At 70.2% G+C, this 13,826-nt stretch carries 14 protein-coding genes and 1 riboswitch; of the genes, 10 read left to right on the forward strand and 4 right to left on the reverse strand.

All coding sequences use genetic code 11. The features are described from left to right. Nucleotides 1-85: 85 nt before the first annotated feature. The 3 genes from mraZ to ACFP3H_RS13010 all read right to left on the reverse strand — a co-directional run bounded on the left by mraZ (nucleotide 86) and on the right by ACFP3H_RS13010 (nucleotide 1,936). Complete coding sequence (gene mraZ, locus ACFP3H_RS13000; protein WP_378604647.1) at nucleotides 86-517, reverse strand: division/cell wall cluster transcriptional repressor MraZ; 432 nt, start codon at nucleotides 515-517, stop codon at nucleotides 86-88. 400 nt (nucleotides 518-917) lie between these two features. Next, nucleotides 918-1,349, reverse strand: coding sequence for a DUF3040 domain-containing protein (locus ACFP3H_RS13005; protein ID WP_378604650.1), 432 nt, complete (start codon nucleotides 1,347-1,349; stop codon nucleotides 918-920). Between the two features lie 125 nt (nucleotides 1,350-1,474). After that, nucleotides 1,475-1,936, reverse strand: coding sequence for an SAV_6107 family HEPN domain-containing protein (locus tag ACFP3H_RS13010; protein ID WP_378604653.1), 462 nt, complete (start codon nucleotides 1,934-1,936; stop codon nucleotides 1,475-1,477). Nucleotides 1,937-2,053: 117 nt separating this feature from the next. On the opposite strand from ACFP3H_RS13010, the gene ACFP3H_RS13015 reads away from it, so the two are divergent. The 5 genes from ACFP3H_RS13015 to ACFP3H_RS13035 all read left to right on the forward strand — a co-directional run bounded on the left by ACFP3H_RS13015 (nucleotide 2,054) and on the right by ACFP3H_RS13035 (nucleotide 7,122). After that, nucleotides 2,054-2,680, forward strand: a complete 627-nt coding sequence (locus ACFP3H_RS13015; RefSeq protein WP_378604656.1) for a GNAT family N-acetyltransferase — start codon at nucleotides 2,054-2,056, stop codon at nucleotides 2,678-2,680. Then, nucleotides 2,677-4,233 carry a phytoene desaturase family protein gene (locus ACFP3H_RS13020; protein ID WP_378604659.1) on the forward strand — a complete coding sequence of 519 codons (1,557 nt, stop codon included), beginning with the start codon at nucleotides 2,677-2,679 and terminating at the stop codon, nucleotides 4,231-4,233. Before ACFP3H_RS13015 ends, ACFP3H_RS13020 begins: the two co-directional genes overlap by 4 nt. Before the next feature lie 80 nt (nucleotides 4,234-4,313). After that, nucleotides 4,314-5,099, forward strand: coding sequence for a carotenoid biosynthesis protein (locus tag ACFP3H_RS13025; RefSeq protein ID WP_378604662.1), 786 nt, complete (start codon nucleotides 4,314-4,316; stop codon nucleotides 5,097-5,099). An 84-nt stretch (nucleotides 5,100-5,183) separates the two neighbouring features. Further along, on the forward strand, nucleotides 5,184-5,939 hold the full coding sequence (locus tag ACFP3H_RS13030; RefSeq protein ID WP_378604780.1) for a DUF3153 domain-containing protein: 756 nt from the start codon (nucleotides 5,184-5,186) through the stop codon (nucleotides 5,937-5,939). A 1-nt stretch (nucleotide 5,940) separates the two neighbouring features. After that, on the forward strand, nucleotides 5,941-7,122 hold the full coding sequence (locus ACFP3H_RS13035; RefSeq protein WP_378604665.1) for a glycosyltransferase family 2 protein: 1,182 nt from the start codon (nucleotides 5,941-5,943) through the stop codon (nucleotides 7,120-7,122). A gap of 13 nt (nucleotides 7,123-7,135) precedes the next feature. On the opposite strand, the gene ACFP3H_RS13040 is transcribed toward ACFP3H_RS13035, so the two are convergent. Then, nucleotides 7,136-7,837: a hypothetical protein gene (locus tag ACFP3H_RS13040; protein WP_378604667.1), complete on the reverse strand. Its 702-nt coding sequence runs from the start codon at nucleotides 7,835-7,837 to the stop codon at nucleotides 7,136-7,138. Between the two features lie 373 nt (nucleotides 7,838-8,210). Next, nucleotides 8,211-8,305, forward strand: a riboswitch (SAM riboswitch). 108 nt (nucleotides 8,306-8,413) lie between these two features. On the opposite strand from ACFP3H_RS13040, the gene ACFP3H_RS13045 reads away from it, so the two are divergent. Genes ACFP3H_RS13045 through ACFP3H_RS13065 form a run of 5 tightly spaced genes read left to right on the forward strand, consistent with a single transcriptional unit; the run spans nucleotide 8,414 to nucleotide 13,826 of the window. Next, a complete protein-coding gene (locus tag ACFP3H_RS13045; protein ID WP_378604670.1) occupies nucleotides 8,414-9,385 on the forward strand; it encodes an amino acid ABC transporter permease in 972 nt (323 codons plus the stop codon). Further along, nucleotides 9,382-10,143, forward strand: a complete 762-nt coding sequence (locus ACFP3H_RS13050) for an amino acid ABC transporter ATP-binding protein (RefSeq protein WP_378604673.1) — start codon at nucleotides 9,382-9,384, stop codon at nucleotides 10,141-10,143. The genes ACFP3H_RS13045 and ACFP3H_RS13050 overlap by 4 nt, the downstream gene beginning before the upstream one ends. A gap of 43 nt (nucleotides 10,144-10,186) precedes the next feature. Next, nucleotides 10,187-11,149: a transporter substrate-binding domain-containing protein gene (locus tag ACFP3H_RS13055; protein ID WP_378604676.1), complete on the forward strand. Its 963-nt coding sequence runs from the start codon at nucleotides 10,187-10,189 to the stop codon at nucleotides 11,147-11,149. Then, the gene (locus ACFP3H_RS13060) at nucleotides 11,146-12,216 is read left to right on the forward strand and encodes an LLM class flavin-dependent oxidoreductase (RefSeq protein WP_378604679.1); all 1,071 of its coding nucleotides are present in this window, start codon (nucleotides 11,146-11,148) and stop codon (nucleotides 12,214-12,216) included. Before ACFP3H_RS13055 ends, ACFP3H_RS13060 begins: the two co-directional genes overlap by 4 nt. Next, entirely contained in the window at nucleotides 12,213-13,826 is a 1,614-nt protein-coding gene (locus tag ACFP3H_RS13065) for an ABC transporter substrate-binding protein (protein WP_378604682.1), read from the forward strand. Before ACFP3H_RS13060 ends, ACFP3H_RS13065 begins: the two co-directional genes overlap by 4 nt.

Here is a 13,826-nt window from a genome sequence, read left to right on the forward strand (position 1 = left end):
TGACCGGGGCACGGCACCTGGCGTCGGGGAAGTACGTCAGGGTCCACGCCCGGGCAGAGGCCTCGCGGCACTCGCGTGCTAGAGGTCAGAAGATCCCGCCCAGCGACTCGTCTCCGGCTTGCGCGTAGTCCTCCTCGTGTTCTTCGAGGTAGGTCTCCCACGCCTGCTTGTCCCATATTTCGAGGAAGTCGACCGACCCGATCACCACGCAATCTCGGGTGAGGTTCGCGTAGCGCCGATGGTCCGCCGACAGCGTGATCCGACCCTGTGCGTCCGGGCGCTGTTCGTCGGTGCCCGCCGCCAGTGCTCGAACGAAAGCCCTTGCCTGCGGGTTACTTCGAGACGCCGACGCGGCCCGCCGCGCGAGCGCGGTGAACTCGTCTTTGGGATACACGGCAAGGCTGTGGTCTTGGCCTTTCGTGACCATCAACCCTCCCGCCAGATCGTCTCGAAATTTCGCAGGCAACGTCAGCCGCCCTTTGTCGTCCAGCCGAGGGGTGTAGGTACCGAGAAACATCCCGGCCACCTCCCTACTGGATTCACCGAGCCGTACGGTCGTTCCTGTAGTGCGCGACCCACATTACCCCACTTTCCCCCACTTTCAATCGAAACCCCGCGTGATCTCGCTCCCCGCCAACACAATTCCGCAGGTCATGCCAGCTATCACCGAGATTCGCGGTTATGGGGTGTTCGGGCAACCCGCGCGGGTCGCCGATCCGCCGTCCCGACAACGTCCAGCAAATACCGCAGCTTCACGACGAATCGGACAGCGGGTGGGGGACGGGGTGGGGCGCGGTGGGGAAAGTGGGGGAACCGCGCGGATCGCGCGTCGGGTGATCCGGTCCCCCGAGACGCACGAAGGCGGCGCCGCACCCGTGCTGGGTGGGGCGCCGCCTTCGTGTCCGGCTAGGTCTGAGCTATTCCTGCTCGAACCGCCGCCGGAATCGGTCTTCCATCCGCTCGGAGAAGCCGCCGGACTTGCGCTGGCGACCGCCGCGGGGCGTGGGTCCGGTCGACGGGCCGCTGCCCGCCGCTGGGGTCTCGGTCTCGTCCGGTTTCCCGGCGCGACGCGAGTTGCCGGTCATCAGCAGGACACCAGCACCGAACATGGCGAGGAATCCGAGCAGACTGACGATCGGGAAACCGCCGATCTGGACAGCTTTGACGGCGATGCCGGCGACGAGCATGAACAGGCCGACGGCGAACAACGCCGCAGCCTGGAATCTGCGTCTACTCGACGTGGAACGAAGTCGTCCGCCTCGGACGGACGAGGCGAACTTCGGATCCTCAGCATAGAGAGCGCTCTCGATCTGTTCGAGCATGCGCTGCTCGTGCTCGGAGAGTGGCACGGTACCTCCCCCGGCACTAGGCGTGGCTGGTCGCCTCCGGGTAGGCGACGGGTAGCCGACCTTGGCGGCTATCTGCTCCCCATAATACGAGTTCGATCGTTGGCGTACCACCTACTCGGTCATAACTAAGCGGTCATGTCGCGGCCACGACTCGGCTGCGGGCCGCTCTTGGCCGCGGCTACCAGCGCATCGTCGACGTCGTAGAGGAACGCGCCCACCCGTGAGCAGAACTCATCCGCCTGCGTTTCGGTGATCGCGCGGTCCAATCCGGCCTCCAACGCGGCCCGTAATTGCGAGTGCGCCTCGAAGTAGTCGGCCCACATGACGTACTCCGGGCTGGCGCGCCGCAGCAGCACCCAGGCGCTGCGGGAGCGGGCGCGCGGCGCGCGGTCGGCGCCGGTGAGCGCGATCATCGCGCCCGCGCCGCGCAGCGCGGCCAGGTATGCCGTGCGGAATCGCTCGCCGGGTTCGTGCTCCCAGGCCGAATCGGTGAGGAGGGCGTCGGCCTGGCGGAGTAGGCCGCCCGCCCGCCCGTCGTGACCCGCGCGCGCCCGACCGTCCTCTCGAGCATTGCCGTGACCGGCCATCTGCTGCCCCTTTCACCCCTCGCACTGATCGAACTGGCATTCGAACGTTTGAATTGAGATTGAATATAGGGACACCCACCGACAACTTCCCGCGTTCGCGCGCCATCGACGAGAGCCATGACAGCCGTCAAGCCGAAGCACACCCCCGCACCCGTCGTCGTCGACCTCAGCGTCGCCGCCCTGCGCGCGCGCCTGCACGACGCCCTGTCGGTGTATGTCGCCGCCATGGACTACCCCCGCGGCACCGAACACCACCGCGCCCCGATGTGGACCGAACACACCACCAGGGCGGGCTGGCGGGCGGTCGCGGCCGTGCTGCCCGACGACGCCGGGGGCGTCGACCTGCGCACGGCGCCGATCGTGGCCATCGCCTACGGCTATCGCGGCGCCCCGCGCCAGTGGTGGCATCAGCAGGTCCAGACCGGGATGCGCCGCTGCGGCTGGCCCGACGCGGCCGCGCGCGAGCTGCTCGCGGACTACTTCGAACTCACCGAACTGCACGTGCATCCGGCGGCGCAGGGGCGCGGGATCGGGGCGCGGCTGCTCGAGCGGCTGCTGGCCGATCGCGACGAGGCGGCGGTGTTGTTGTCGACGCCGGAGGTGCCCGAGGAGGCCAATCGGGCCTGGAAGCTCTATCGGCGGACCGGTTTCACCGATGTGGTCCGCAATTTCGTGTTCGCGGGCGACACCCGACCGTTCGCCATCCTCGGACGCCGGTTGCCGATGCCGCCCGGTCCCTCGTGACGACGATCGTGGTCGGGTCCGGCCACAACGCGCTGGTGGCGGCCTGCTATCTGGCCAGGGCCGGGCACGCGGTGCGGGTGCTCGAACGCGACGAGGTGCCCGGCGGGGCGGTCTCGACGGTGGAGCGGTTTCCGGGCCATCTCGTGGACCGTGGTTCCTCGGCGCACATCATGGTCCGGCACACCGGGATCATCGAGGAGCTCGAGCTCGAGCGGTTCGGGTTGCGCTATCTGGACTGTGATCCGTGGGGCTTCACCCCGTCGGACGGGGTGGGCGCGCCGATCGTGTTCCACCGCGACCTGGACGCGACCTGCGCCTCGATCGCGACCGCGTGCGGTGTCAAGGACGCTGACGCCTATCGCCGGTTCGTCGGCGTGTGGGGCGAGCGCAGCGCGCGGGTGATGCGCTCGTTCGGCGGTCCGCCGACGCCCGGCAGGCTGCTTCGCTCGTTCTGGGGACTGGACGCGCGCGCCGGCGGATCGGCGTTGTCGCGGGAGTTCCTGCAGTCCGGGGACGCGCTGTTGGATTTCTGGTTCGACGACGAACGGCTCAAGGCGTCGCTGGCGTGGTTCGGCGCGCAGTCGGGTCCGCCGATGTCGGAACCGGGCACCGCGCCGATGGTCGGGTTCGCGGCGCTCATGCACACGCTGCCGCCCGGCCGGGCCGTGGGGGGAAGTGGGGCGCTCAGCGCGGCGCTGATCGCGCGACTGCGGGCCGACGGCGGCGAGCTGCACACCGGCGACGCCGTGACCTCCCTGCGCCGCGCGGGCGCCGGGTGGGAGGTGACGACCGCGGCGGGCCGGACGCTGCGCGCCGACACCGTGGTCGCGGGCTCACACATCCTGGCGACCCTCGACCTGCTGCGGGCCGGCGGTTTCGCCCCCGAGGTGCTCGACGACTGGCAGCGCCGTATCCGGGTCGGCCCCGGCATCGGCATGGTCGTGCGCTTGGCAACCGACCGGTTACCCGAGTATCCCGGCGCCTCCCCCGCCGAATCCGCCCGTGGTTTGCAGTTTCTCGTCTCCGATCGCGGGCAGCTGCGCCTCGCCCACGGCGCCGCCATGGCCGGTGCGCTGCCGCCGCGCCCGGTGGTGCTGGCGATGAGTTTCAGCGCGCTCGACCCCTCCATCGCCCCGCCCGGCGAACATCAGCTCTCGCTGTGGGCGCAGTGGCATCCCTACGAGCTCGCCGACGGCAGCGACTGGGCAGCACACGCCGAGGTCGAGGCGGATCGGATCATCGCCGAAGTCGACAGGTACGCACCGGGTTTCGCCGCGTCGGTGCGCCAACGGTTCGTGCAGACCCCGGTCGATCTGGAACGCGAGATGGGGTTGCGCGGCGGCAATGTGATGCACGTGGAGATGTCGCTGGACCAGATGATGCTGTGGCGCCCGCTGCCGGAACTGTCGGATCAGCGCGTTCCCGGCGCCCCCGGCCTGTACCTGACGGGGGCCTCCACCCATCCCGGTGGCGGTGTCTCGGGCGCGAGCGGGCGCAGTGCGGCGCGCATGGTGTTGGGCGACAAGCGTAAATGGCGGTTCACCGCGCGATGAGGGGAGATCGGCGGGTCAGGGCGGCCGCCGCGGGAATTCGACAGTGGGTTCGGGCGGATCCGTGGCGGGCGGTTCCGGCGGTGTCGGCGCTGGCCCTGGTGCTGGTGCAGATCACCTATCCGCTGAGTGCGGGGGTGACGCGGGATCGGATCACGGTCGCGGTGGTGGTGTTGACCGTGGTGACGGCACTGACGCACGCGGCCACCACGCGGGGATTGCGGTGGGCCGCAGGGTTTTTCGTCATCGTGTCGGGGTTGGGGCTGGCCTCGGAGATCGTCGGGACCGGCACCGGGTTCCCGTTCGGGGCGTACTCCTACGCGCTCGACCGGCTCGGCCCGGCCGTGGCCGAGGTGCCGGTGGTCGTGCCGCTGGCCTGGACCGGCGGGCTGTATCCGATCTGGATCGTCGCGAGTCTGCTCACGACCGCGCCGGTGAGCCGCGGGGCGCTGTTCGCGCTCGGGGCGGTGGGGTGGGATCTGTTCCTGGATCCGCAGATGGTCACCGACGGGCAGTGGACCTGGGCGGTGACCGACGCCGGGCTGCCGGGGCTGCCGCAGATCCCGTATACGAACTATCTGGGCTGGGCGCTCGTGGCCGGGCTCATGGCCGTGCTGCTCACCGTGCTCGATCGGGTGCTGCCGCCCGCGCGGGATCCGTCGGTGGCGGTGCCGGTGGCGGTGTTCGGGTGGACCTGGCTGGGTTCGGCGCTCGCGCACGCGGTGTTCCTCGGGCTGCCCGCGTCGGCGATCTGGGGTTTCTGCGGGCTCGGCGTGCTCGGTTTTCCGTTGCTGATGCGGGCCCGGAGCGGCCTTGCGCCGTTTTCCCGTGCCGAATTCGACGCGAAAAGTCCTGATCGGCGGGGGTGAGCGGGAGCCGGTGGGCCCGTCGTGTGGGCTCAGCGGCCTGAGCCTGGCACGATGTCAACCGTGCAGCCGAGTCCCGTCGCCGACATGCCCGCTCCTTCGCCGCGTCGTTCCGTGCCCGCGCGGCGCGTAGCGGCCGTCGCCGTCCTGCTGGCCCTGCTGGTGCCGGCGCTGACCGGGTGCCTGCGGGTGCAGGTGTCGATGGGGGTGTCGTCCAACGACCGGGTGTCGGGGCGCATCGTCGCCGCGGCGGTGCCGCAGAACTCCGAGGACAAGGGCCCGCAGTTGAAGGCGCCGGATTCGTTGTCGTCGAAGATCCGGGTGGAGAACTACAACCAGGACGGCTACGTCGGCACGCAGGTGTTCTTCGACGACCTGTCCTTCGGCGAGGTCGGCCAGCTCGGCGGACTGTCGGATCAGACCCAGGGCATGTTCACCCTGGAGTTCCAGCGCAACGGCGACCTGGTGAGCCTCAACGGGCGCGTGGACCTGGAATCGTTGCCGCCGCAGGGCTCGGATGTGCAGTTCTCCGTGGCGTTCCCGGCGCGCGTGGCCAAGACCAACGGCACCCGCGAGACCACCGACAGCGAGAACACCGTGTCGTGGAAGCTGCCCGCGGGCGAGGTGTCGAACCTGCGCGCCGAGGTGAAATACGCCGACCCCAACACCCGTTCGTTCGCGGGCTGGGCGGGCATCGTCGGCGGCATCACCCTGGCCGTGGCGGCGTTGATCGCGGGTCTGGCGTTCCGCGACCGCAATCCGGCTCCGGCGCACGCGCCGCGCGGCGGTTTCTCCCCCTCGGAGATGTGGCGCGAGATCTCCAGCCGCCGCCTTGGTCGCTGAGATGGGTGTGGCCCGCCGCCTGAGCTGGGCGGGCACCGGCCTGGCCGTGCTCGGGGCCGTCACCGCGGCCTACAACCTGGTCACCGTGCGGGCGCTGTCGCGCGGCGTGACCGGCGTGCTCGAACCGGTGACCGTGTGCGTTCCGGCCCGCGACGAAGCCGACCGCCTGCCCGCGCTGATCGCCGACCTGCGCGCCCAGACCGGCGTGCCCCGGCTGCGCGTGCTGATCCTCGACGACGACTCGACCGACGGCACCTACGAGGCCGCCACGGCCGCCGTCGACGACGACCTCCGTTTCACCGTGCTGCGGACCAGCACCACCCCCGATCCCGGCTGGACCGGCAAGGCCGCCGCGTGTGTGCGCCTGGCCGCGCACGCCGACACCCCCGCGCTGGTCTTCGTCGACGCCGATGTGCGCCTTGCACCCCACGCCATCGCGGCGGCGGTCACCGAATTGCGTAGGCGCGGTGCGGGACTGGTGTCGGTGTGGCCCGTCCAGGACGCCGGTTCGCCCGCCGAGCGCCTCATGCAGCCGCTGCTGGCCTGGTCGTGGGCTTCCACCCTGCCGATCGGCCCCGCCAACCGCAGCCTGCGCCCCTCCACCGCCGTGGCCTGCGGCCAGTTCCTCGCCGTCGACGCGCAGGCGTATCGCGCGGCCGGTGGACACACGGCCGTAGCGGCCAGTGCCACAGAGGATCTCGACCTGGCCCGCGCCCTGCGCCGCGCCGGACACCACACCGCCCTGGTCACCGCGGGCTCGGCCGCCCGCACCCGGATGTACACCGACGCGACCCAACTCGCCGACGGCTACACCCGCTGGCTGTGGTCGGCCTACGGCGGCCGCCTCGACACCGGCGCCGCCCTCGGAACCGTTGTCGCCCTGACGTATTGGGTGCCCCCGCTGGCCGCCCTCTTCGGCCGGGGCAGCACCCGCCGCCTCGGCCTGCTCGGCTACGCGGCCGCCGTCACCAGCCGCCTCACCGCCCGCACCATCGAAACCCACCGCGCCCCCACCACTTCCGACCTCGCCTCGGCACTGGCGCACCCCCTGGCCACCGCCCACTACCTCGCCCTCTGGGCCCGCTCCCACCACCGCCACCGCACCGGCCGACTCCGTTGGAAGCAGCGCCCGCTGGTGGGTACACCGTCCGACCACGACACGAGCCGGACCGCGACCCGCTGACCGAGCATCCGGATCAGGGGACGTCGATGATGCCGACGGTCGGGAAGAAGAAGCAGGAGCGGCCCGCGTTGTCGGCGGTGCCGAAGACGGCGGCCAGGACGGTGCCGTGGCCGGTGTCGACCGGGACCGCGCGGACGCCGCCGACGGGGATGGCGGCCAGGAGGAAGTCGCGGATGGCGGCCTCGGCCATCGGGCGGAGTTGGACGGGGACCTCGGGCGGGACCATCGCGGCGACGATGTCGCCGATCGGACCCATCGAGGCCATGCCGCTGCGGCCGTTGCTGATGTTGAGCCAGGCCACCTGCATGCCCGCGGTATTCGTGGCGGCGGTGTCGGGGGCCATGCCGTAGGGCAGGAAGGTGAACAGGGTCTGCCCGGATTTCACGGCGGTGAGGTCGAGACCGGGCAGCGGCAGGGCGGTGGCGGGCCACGGGCCGGGGACCGCGCCCGCGACGGCGGGGACGATGCCGGGTCCGTCGGCGGAGCAGTTCAGCGCGGCGGTGGGATACAGGAACGGCTGGATGCCGAGGGCTTCGAGGGTCTCGACGACGGTCTGGTAGGCGGTGAGCAGGTCACCGGGCCCGGCGGTGGGCGCGACGGCCGGTGTGTCCCTGGTGACCGCGGGCGGTGCCGGGGCGGCCGCGACGGTGGGCGCGCTCAGCAGCAGCGCGGCGGCGCAGGCCGTCAGGGTGATGGAACGACGTGACACGAACACGGCGGACTCCTCATCGACGCAGAGAAGGCCGACGCTACCGCGCGCCACCCGAATTTCGACGCAGGTGAAGTAACCCTCGATTCGGCGCGTCGCAACCTTTCAGCGACCCCGCCGACCAGCCCCGCGCTCCCCCACGACGCACCGACCCGAATCCGCTCGCCCCCACCCGGCCCGCCGCCCCCGGGACACGACTCGACCCACTCTCGTCAGCGTCCCCCTCGCCCGCCCGCGAGTCGCTGACCGCACCGAATCGGGGCAATTGTGCTCCGCCGATCCCCCGCGTCCAACCTCTGGGCTCACGCTGATTTCTACCGTTGCGTGCGGTAGCGCCTATGCCACATGCTGATTCAGCTCGGGCCGCAACCGTCGAGCACAACCATCCAGAGCGACCGAGAGACCTGGCTCGACGACGTCGCAGCAACCCGCCCCGTCCCGGGGTGTGGGTGCTTCCGCCGGGACCGATGGAGGAGATATTCGTGCTGATGTCCTGTCCGGCCTGAGCGCCGCCAGCTCGCGCACCCGCCCTGGCCGGGTGGAGGTCACCGCACCTCGTTCCACTGTTTTCGAAGGACTCCCATGACCGCGTCCGCCGTCACCGGCGCCGACACCGCGCCCGCACCGCCACCGCGCGCGACCGCCGCCGAGAACCTGCCCCGCATCGCCGGTTCCCGGCACCCGTGGCGCTGGGTCGTCGCGGGCATCGCCCTGCTGCTGGTGGCCCAGTTCGCGCACGGCCTGATCACCAATCCGGGGTGGGACTGGGGCACCTTCGCCCAGTACTTCACCGCCAAATCGGTGATGTCGGCGCTGTGGGTGACCATCGAGCTGACCCTGTGGGGTACCGCGCTCGGTTTCGCGCTCGGCACGCTGCTGGCCATCGGGCGGGTCTCCGACAACCCGGTGCTGCGGGTGATCGCCTGGACCTACATCTGGGCGTTCCGGTCGATTCCGCTGATCGTGCAGCTGCTGTTCTGGTTCAACATCGCCTACCTGTATCCCCGCTTGTCCGTGGGTATTCCGTTCGGACCGGCCTTCTTCGACTTCGGCGTCAACGGCGTGATCAGCGGTTTCACCGCCGCGGTGATCGGCCTGGCCCTGCACCAGGCGGCGTATTCGGCCGAACTGATCCGCGCGGGTCTGCTCTCGGTGGACGGCGGCCAACTGGAAGCCGCTGCGGCGCTTGGCATTCCGCGCTGGCGTCAGTTCCGCACGATCGTGTTGCCGCAGGCGATGCGCTCGATCCTGCCCAACGCGGCCAACGAGGTGATCAGCCTGTTCAAGGGCACCTCGATCGTGTCGGTGATGGCGATCGCCGAGCTGTTCTACCAGGTCCAGGTGATCTTCGGTCGCAACGGCCGGGTGGTGCCGCTGCTGATGGTGGCCACGGTCTGGTACATCGTGCTCACCACCGCCCTGTCGATCGCCCAGTACTACATCGAACGCCACTACGCCAAGGGCGCGCAGCGTCAGCTGCCGCCGACACCGTGGCAGCGCGTGCGCACCAAGGTGACCGAGATCGCCGCCGCACCCCGAGGAGCCACCCGATGACCGCAGCGGTGCGTGCCCGCGGAATCCGCAAGTCCTTCCACGGCACCGAGGTGCTGCGCGGGGTCGACCTGGCCGTGCGCGCGGGCGAGGTGGTGGCGCTGATCGGGCCGTCCGGCTCCGGCAAGTCCACCCTGCTACGGGTGCTCAACCATCTGGAGGCCCAGGACGCGGGCACCGTGCACATCGACGGTGAGCTCATCGGCTACCGGCAGCGCGGCGACGTGCTGCGCCCGCTGCCCGATCACGCGGTGCGGACCCAGCGCAGCCGGATCGGTTTCGTGTTCCAGCAGTTCAATCTGTTCCCGCACCTGACCGTGCTCGACAACGTGGTGCTCGCCCCGGTCTCGGCCCAGCGTCGGCCCCGGGCGGAGGTTGTCGCCGAGGCGAAGCAGCTGCTCGCCCGGGTCGGCCTCGCCGATTTCGTCGACGCCTACCCGCGCCGCCTGTCCGGCGGCCAGCAGCAGCGCGTGGCGATCGCGCGGGCGCTGGCCCTGCGCCCGCGACTGATCCTGTTCGACGAGCCCACCTCCGCCCTTGACCCCGAACTCGTCGGCGAGGTGCTCGCGGTGATCCGCGATCTCGCGCACAGCGGCACCGCCCTGGTGATCGTCACCCACGAGATCGGTTTCGCCCGTGAGGTCGCCGACACGGTGGTGTTCCTCGACGAGGGCCGCATCGTCGAACAGGGCCCCGCCGCCACCGTCCTCGACCACCCCGAACATCCACGCACACAGGCTTTCCTGTCGCGCGTGCGCTGAACCCGTTTCCGAACAGCCCTTCCACGAACAGGTTTCGACACTGATGAAGCTCTCCACCCTGATCGGCATCGTCGCGGCGGCAGCCCTGCTGACCACCGGCTGCACCGCCGATCCCGAGGCCGCGAACACGGTCGAGGCAGGCAATGTCACCTTCGATCTCTCGCCCGAGCAGAAGGACCGTGTCCACGTCGCCAAGGTCGACGCGATCGCCGCGCAGGTGCCCCAGGCCATCCGCGACCGGGGCACCCTGGTGGTGACCGGTGCCGCCGGTGCCGCGCCGCCGCTGCGCTTCTACGCCACCGACGACAAGACCGTGGTCGGATCCGAGATCGACTTCGCCACCCTGGTGGCCGATGTCCTCGGGCTGAAACTCGTGACGCAGGTGGCGGATTGGTCGCAGAACTTCGTGCGGGTGGATTCCGGTGAGGTGGACGTGTTCATCTCGAACGTGACCGTCACCGAGGAGCGCAAGGAGAAGTACGACTTCGCGACCTACCGCGAGGACAATGTCGCCCTCGAGGTGCCCAAGGACAGCTCGCTGGTCTACACCGATCGGAAGAGCCTGGCGGGCAAGCGGATCGGGGTCGGTGCCGGCACCAACCAGGAGCAGCTGCTGGTGAAGTGGAACGAGCAGAACGTCGCCGACGGTCTGGCGCCGATCGATATCGCCTACTACCAGCAGACCACCGACTACTACCTGGCGCTGGGCTCGCACCGCATCGACGGCTACATCGGCCCCAACCCGACCGGGGTCTACCACTCGACCACCACCGGCGAGACCAAGATCATCGCCACCTTCTCCGGCGCGGGCGACGGCTTGCAGGGCGAGATCGCGGTGCTCACCAAGAAGGACAACGGCCTGATCGCCGCCGTGCACGCGGCCCTGGCCCACGCCATCGCCGACGGCAGCTACCAGAAGGTGCTCGACCGCTGGGGCCTGGACACCGAGAAGGTCGCCGAGTCGCGGATCAATCCGCCCGGACTGCCGAAGAAGCCCGCCGCATGAAATTTCTCCTGATGACCCTGATCACCAGGGTTCCCGATCCGCACACCGGCGTGGTTCCCGCCACGGCCGACCGGCTGCGCGAGGTGATCGACCAGGCCAGGCGCGCCGAGGAATTCGGGTACGACGGTTTCGCGGTGGGCGAGCGGCACGAGGACCCGTTCCTCTCGGCCGCGCCGCCGGTGGTGCTGAGCCACATCGCGGCGCTCACCTCGCGGATCAGCCTGTTCACCGCGGTCACGACCCTGAGCCTGCTGGATCCGGTGCGCGCCTTCGAGGACTACTCCACGCTGGACAATCTGTCCGGCGGCAGGCTCGAACTGATCATCGGCAAGGGCAACGGCGCCGCCCAGGCCCAGCTCTACCACGTCACCACCGAGGATCAGTGGGACCGCAATCGTGAAGGCTACGAACTGTTCCGGGCACTGTGGGACAGCGACGAGGTGACCTGGTCGGGGCAGTTCCGGCCCTCGCTCACCGCCGCCAAGGCGCTGCCGCGCCCGCTGCAACCGAAGGTGCGGATCTGGCACGGCAGCGCCACCAGCACCCAGTCGGTGGAACTGGCCGCGCGCCACGGTGATCCGGTGTTCTCGGCCAATGTCACCAACCCGATCGAGCCGTACGCCGAACTGATCCGCCACTACCGCGAACGCTGGGCGCACTATGGGCACAACCCCGCCGACGCCCTGGTCGGCGCGGGCACCGCGGGTTTCCATGTGGCGCGCACCTCGCAGGAGGCGGTCGAGGTCTTCCGCCCGATCTACACCGCGCGGTTGGCCCTGCAACGCACGATCGGCAATCCGATCGTGTTCGAGACGCTCGAGGACTTCATCGCCCGCTCCTCGGCGCTGATCGGGTCACCGGAGCAGGTGATCGACAAGGTCGGGCGCTATCACGAGCAGTTCGGCCACGAGGTGATCCACCTGTCCGCCGAGCGTGACGGCCGCACCGAGGCCGACCACCTGGGCAGTCTCGAACTGTTCCAGGCGCAGGTGGCGCCGGAGTTGCGCCGCCGTTTTCCGAGCCGTCCCCTGGCCGCCGGCCGTGAGTTCTCTGGAGTGACTTCGTGATTCGACATCGCCTCGCCGCGTTCGCCGGTGTGCTGGCCGCCGCCACCACGGTGGTCGCCTGTGGCGGCGACACCGGCAGCTCGGGCGGCCAGGCCGGTCCGCCGCAGCCCGGCGGCACCCTGCGCTACGGCCTGTCCGGCGCCCCGACCTGCTCGGACCCGGCCCAGTCGGGCACCAACCAGACCATCTACGTGGCCCGCCAGATCGTCGACTCGCTGACCGATCAGGACCCGGAGACCGGCGAGATCACCCCGTGGCTGGCCAAGAGCTGGGAGATCAGCCCGGACGCGAAGGTGTTCACGTTCACCCTCGCCGACGGCGTGACCTTCAGTGACGGCACCCCGCTCACCGCCGATTCGGTGCGCGACACCTTCGACGCGGTGGTCAAGCTCGGCGCGGCCAAGGCGCCGCTGGGTGCGAGCTACCTCACCAACTACGTCGCCACCACCGCGGTCGACAAGCTCACCGCCCGTGTCGAATTCAGCGCGCCGAACGCCCAGTTCCTGCAGGCGTCCTCGACTACGCAGCTCGGCATCCTGGCCGCGTCGACCAATGCCGCGCCCGCCGAGGCCCGCTGCGCCGGTGACAATATCGGCAGCGGCCCGTTCACCTACGCCGCCTACAAGCAGGACACCTCGGTGACGCTGGCCAAGCGCGCCGGATACAGCTGGGGCTCCGCGGTTTTCGGGCATCAGGGTGAGGCGTACCTGGACCGGATCGAGTTCACCGTGGTGCCCGAGTCGGGCGTGCGCACCGGCAGCCTGGCCTCGGGTCAGCTCGACGCGATCAGTGACGCGCTGCCCCAGGACGCCCCGCAGATCGAGGCGACCGGCGGTCGGATCCTGTCCACGTCGAACCCCGGACTGCCGTTCGGCTTGCAGCCCAACGTGACTCGCGGTCCACTGCGCGATCCGGCGGTGCGCCAGGCGTTGCTCCCGGCGCTCGACCGCAAGCAGCTCGTCGACACGGTGCTGGGCCCGGACTTCAAGACGGCCACCTCCACCTTGGCGGCGGCGACCCCGGCCTACCTGGATCAGTCCGCGCGACTCGCCTACGACCCGGACCGGGCGAAGTCGATCCTCGACCAGGCGGGCTGGACCGTCGGCTCCGACGGCATCCGCGCCAAAAACGGTGAGCGCCTGAGTTTCTCGGTGACGTTCAGCCAGGTGTTCGCGGGCAACCAGGCCATTCTCGAGCTGGTGCAGCAGCAGCTGCGGCAGGTCGGTGTGGATCTGAGGCTGGATCTGGTGTCCACCCCGGAGGCCATCGCCCGGCAGGCGTCGAAGGATTTCGACGCCACCTACGGCAACTCCACGCGCGCCGACGGCGATATCCTGCGCACCTCGTTCTCGCTGACCGGGCGCAATCTCAATGTGCGCGGCCCGATCCCGGAGCTCGACCAGACCCTCGACAAGCAGTTGGCCGCCGGTGATCCCGCCGAGCGCACGGCCCTGCTCGAGTCGGCGCAGCGTCAGATCCTCGACAACGGGCTCTACGTGCCGACCATCGAGCTGTCGCAGGCGATCGGCGCGGCCGCGCACACCCAGGACCTGAAGTTCGAGGCCTCGGCCCGACTCCAGTTCTTCGACACCTGGCTGAGCGGGCACTGA

Source organism: Nocardia lasii (assembly GCF_042658545.1).
In the GTDB taxonomy this organism is placed as follows: Bacteria; Actinomycetota; Actinomycetes; order Mycobacteriales; family Mycobacteriaceae; genus Nocardia; species Nocardia lasii.

What these genes read in the sequence shown, in the direction of transcription:
- mraZ (WP_378604647.1), bottom strand. Translation starts at nt 517, where the DNA reads ATGTTTCTCGGTACCTACACCCCTCGGCTGGACGACAAAGGGCGGCTG.
- ACFP3H_RS13010 (WP_378604653.1), bottom strand. Translation starts at nt 1,936, where the DNA reads ATGGCCGGTCACGGCAATGCTCGAGAGGACGGTCGGGCGCGCGCGGGT.
- ACFP3H_RS13015 (WP_378604656.1), top strand. Translation starts at nt 2,054, where the DNA reads ATGACAGCCGTCAAGCCGAAGCACACCCCCGCACCCGTCGTCGTCGAC.
- ACFP3H_RS13030 (WP_378604780.1), top strand. Translation starts at nt 5,184, where the DNA reads ATGCCCGCTCCTTCGCCGCGTCGTTCCGTGCCCGCGCGGCGCGTAGCG.
- ACFP3H_RS13035 (WP_378604665.1), top strand. Translation starts at nt 5,941, where the DNA reads ATGGGTGTGGCCCGCCGCCTGAGCTGGGCGGGCACCGGCCTGGCCGTG.
- ACFP3H_RS13045 (WP_378604670.1), top strand. Translation starts at nt 8,414, where the DNA reads ATGACCGCGTCCGCCGTCACCGGCGCCGACACCGCGCCCGCACCGCCA.
- ACFP3H_RS13050 (WP_378604673.1), top strand. Translation starts at nt 9,382, where the DNA reads ATGACCGCAGCGGTGCGTGCCCGCGGAATCCGCAAGTCCTTCCACGGC.
- ACFP3H_RS13055 (WP_378604676.1), top strand. Translation starts at nt 10,187, where the DNA reads ATGAAGCTCTCCACCCTGATCGGCATCGTCGCGGCGGCAGCCCTGCTG.
- ACFP3H_RS13060 (WP_378604679.1), top strand. Translation starts at nt 11,146, where the DNA reads ATGAAATTTCTCCTGATGACCCTGATCACCAGGGTTCCCGATCCGCAC.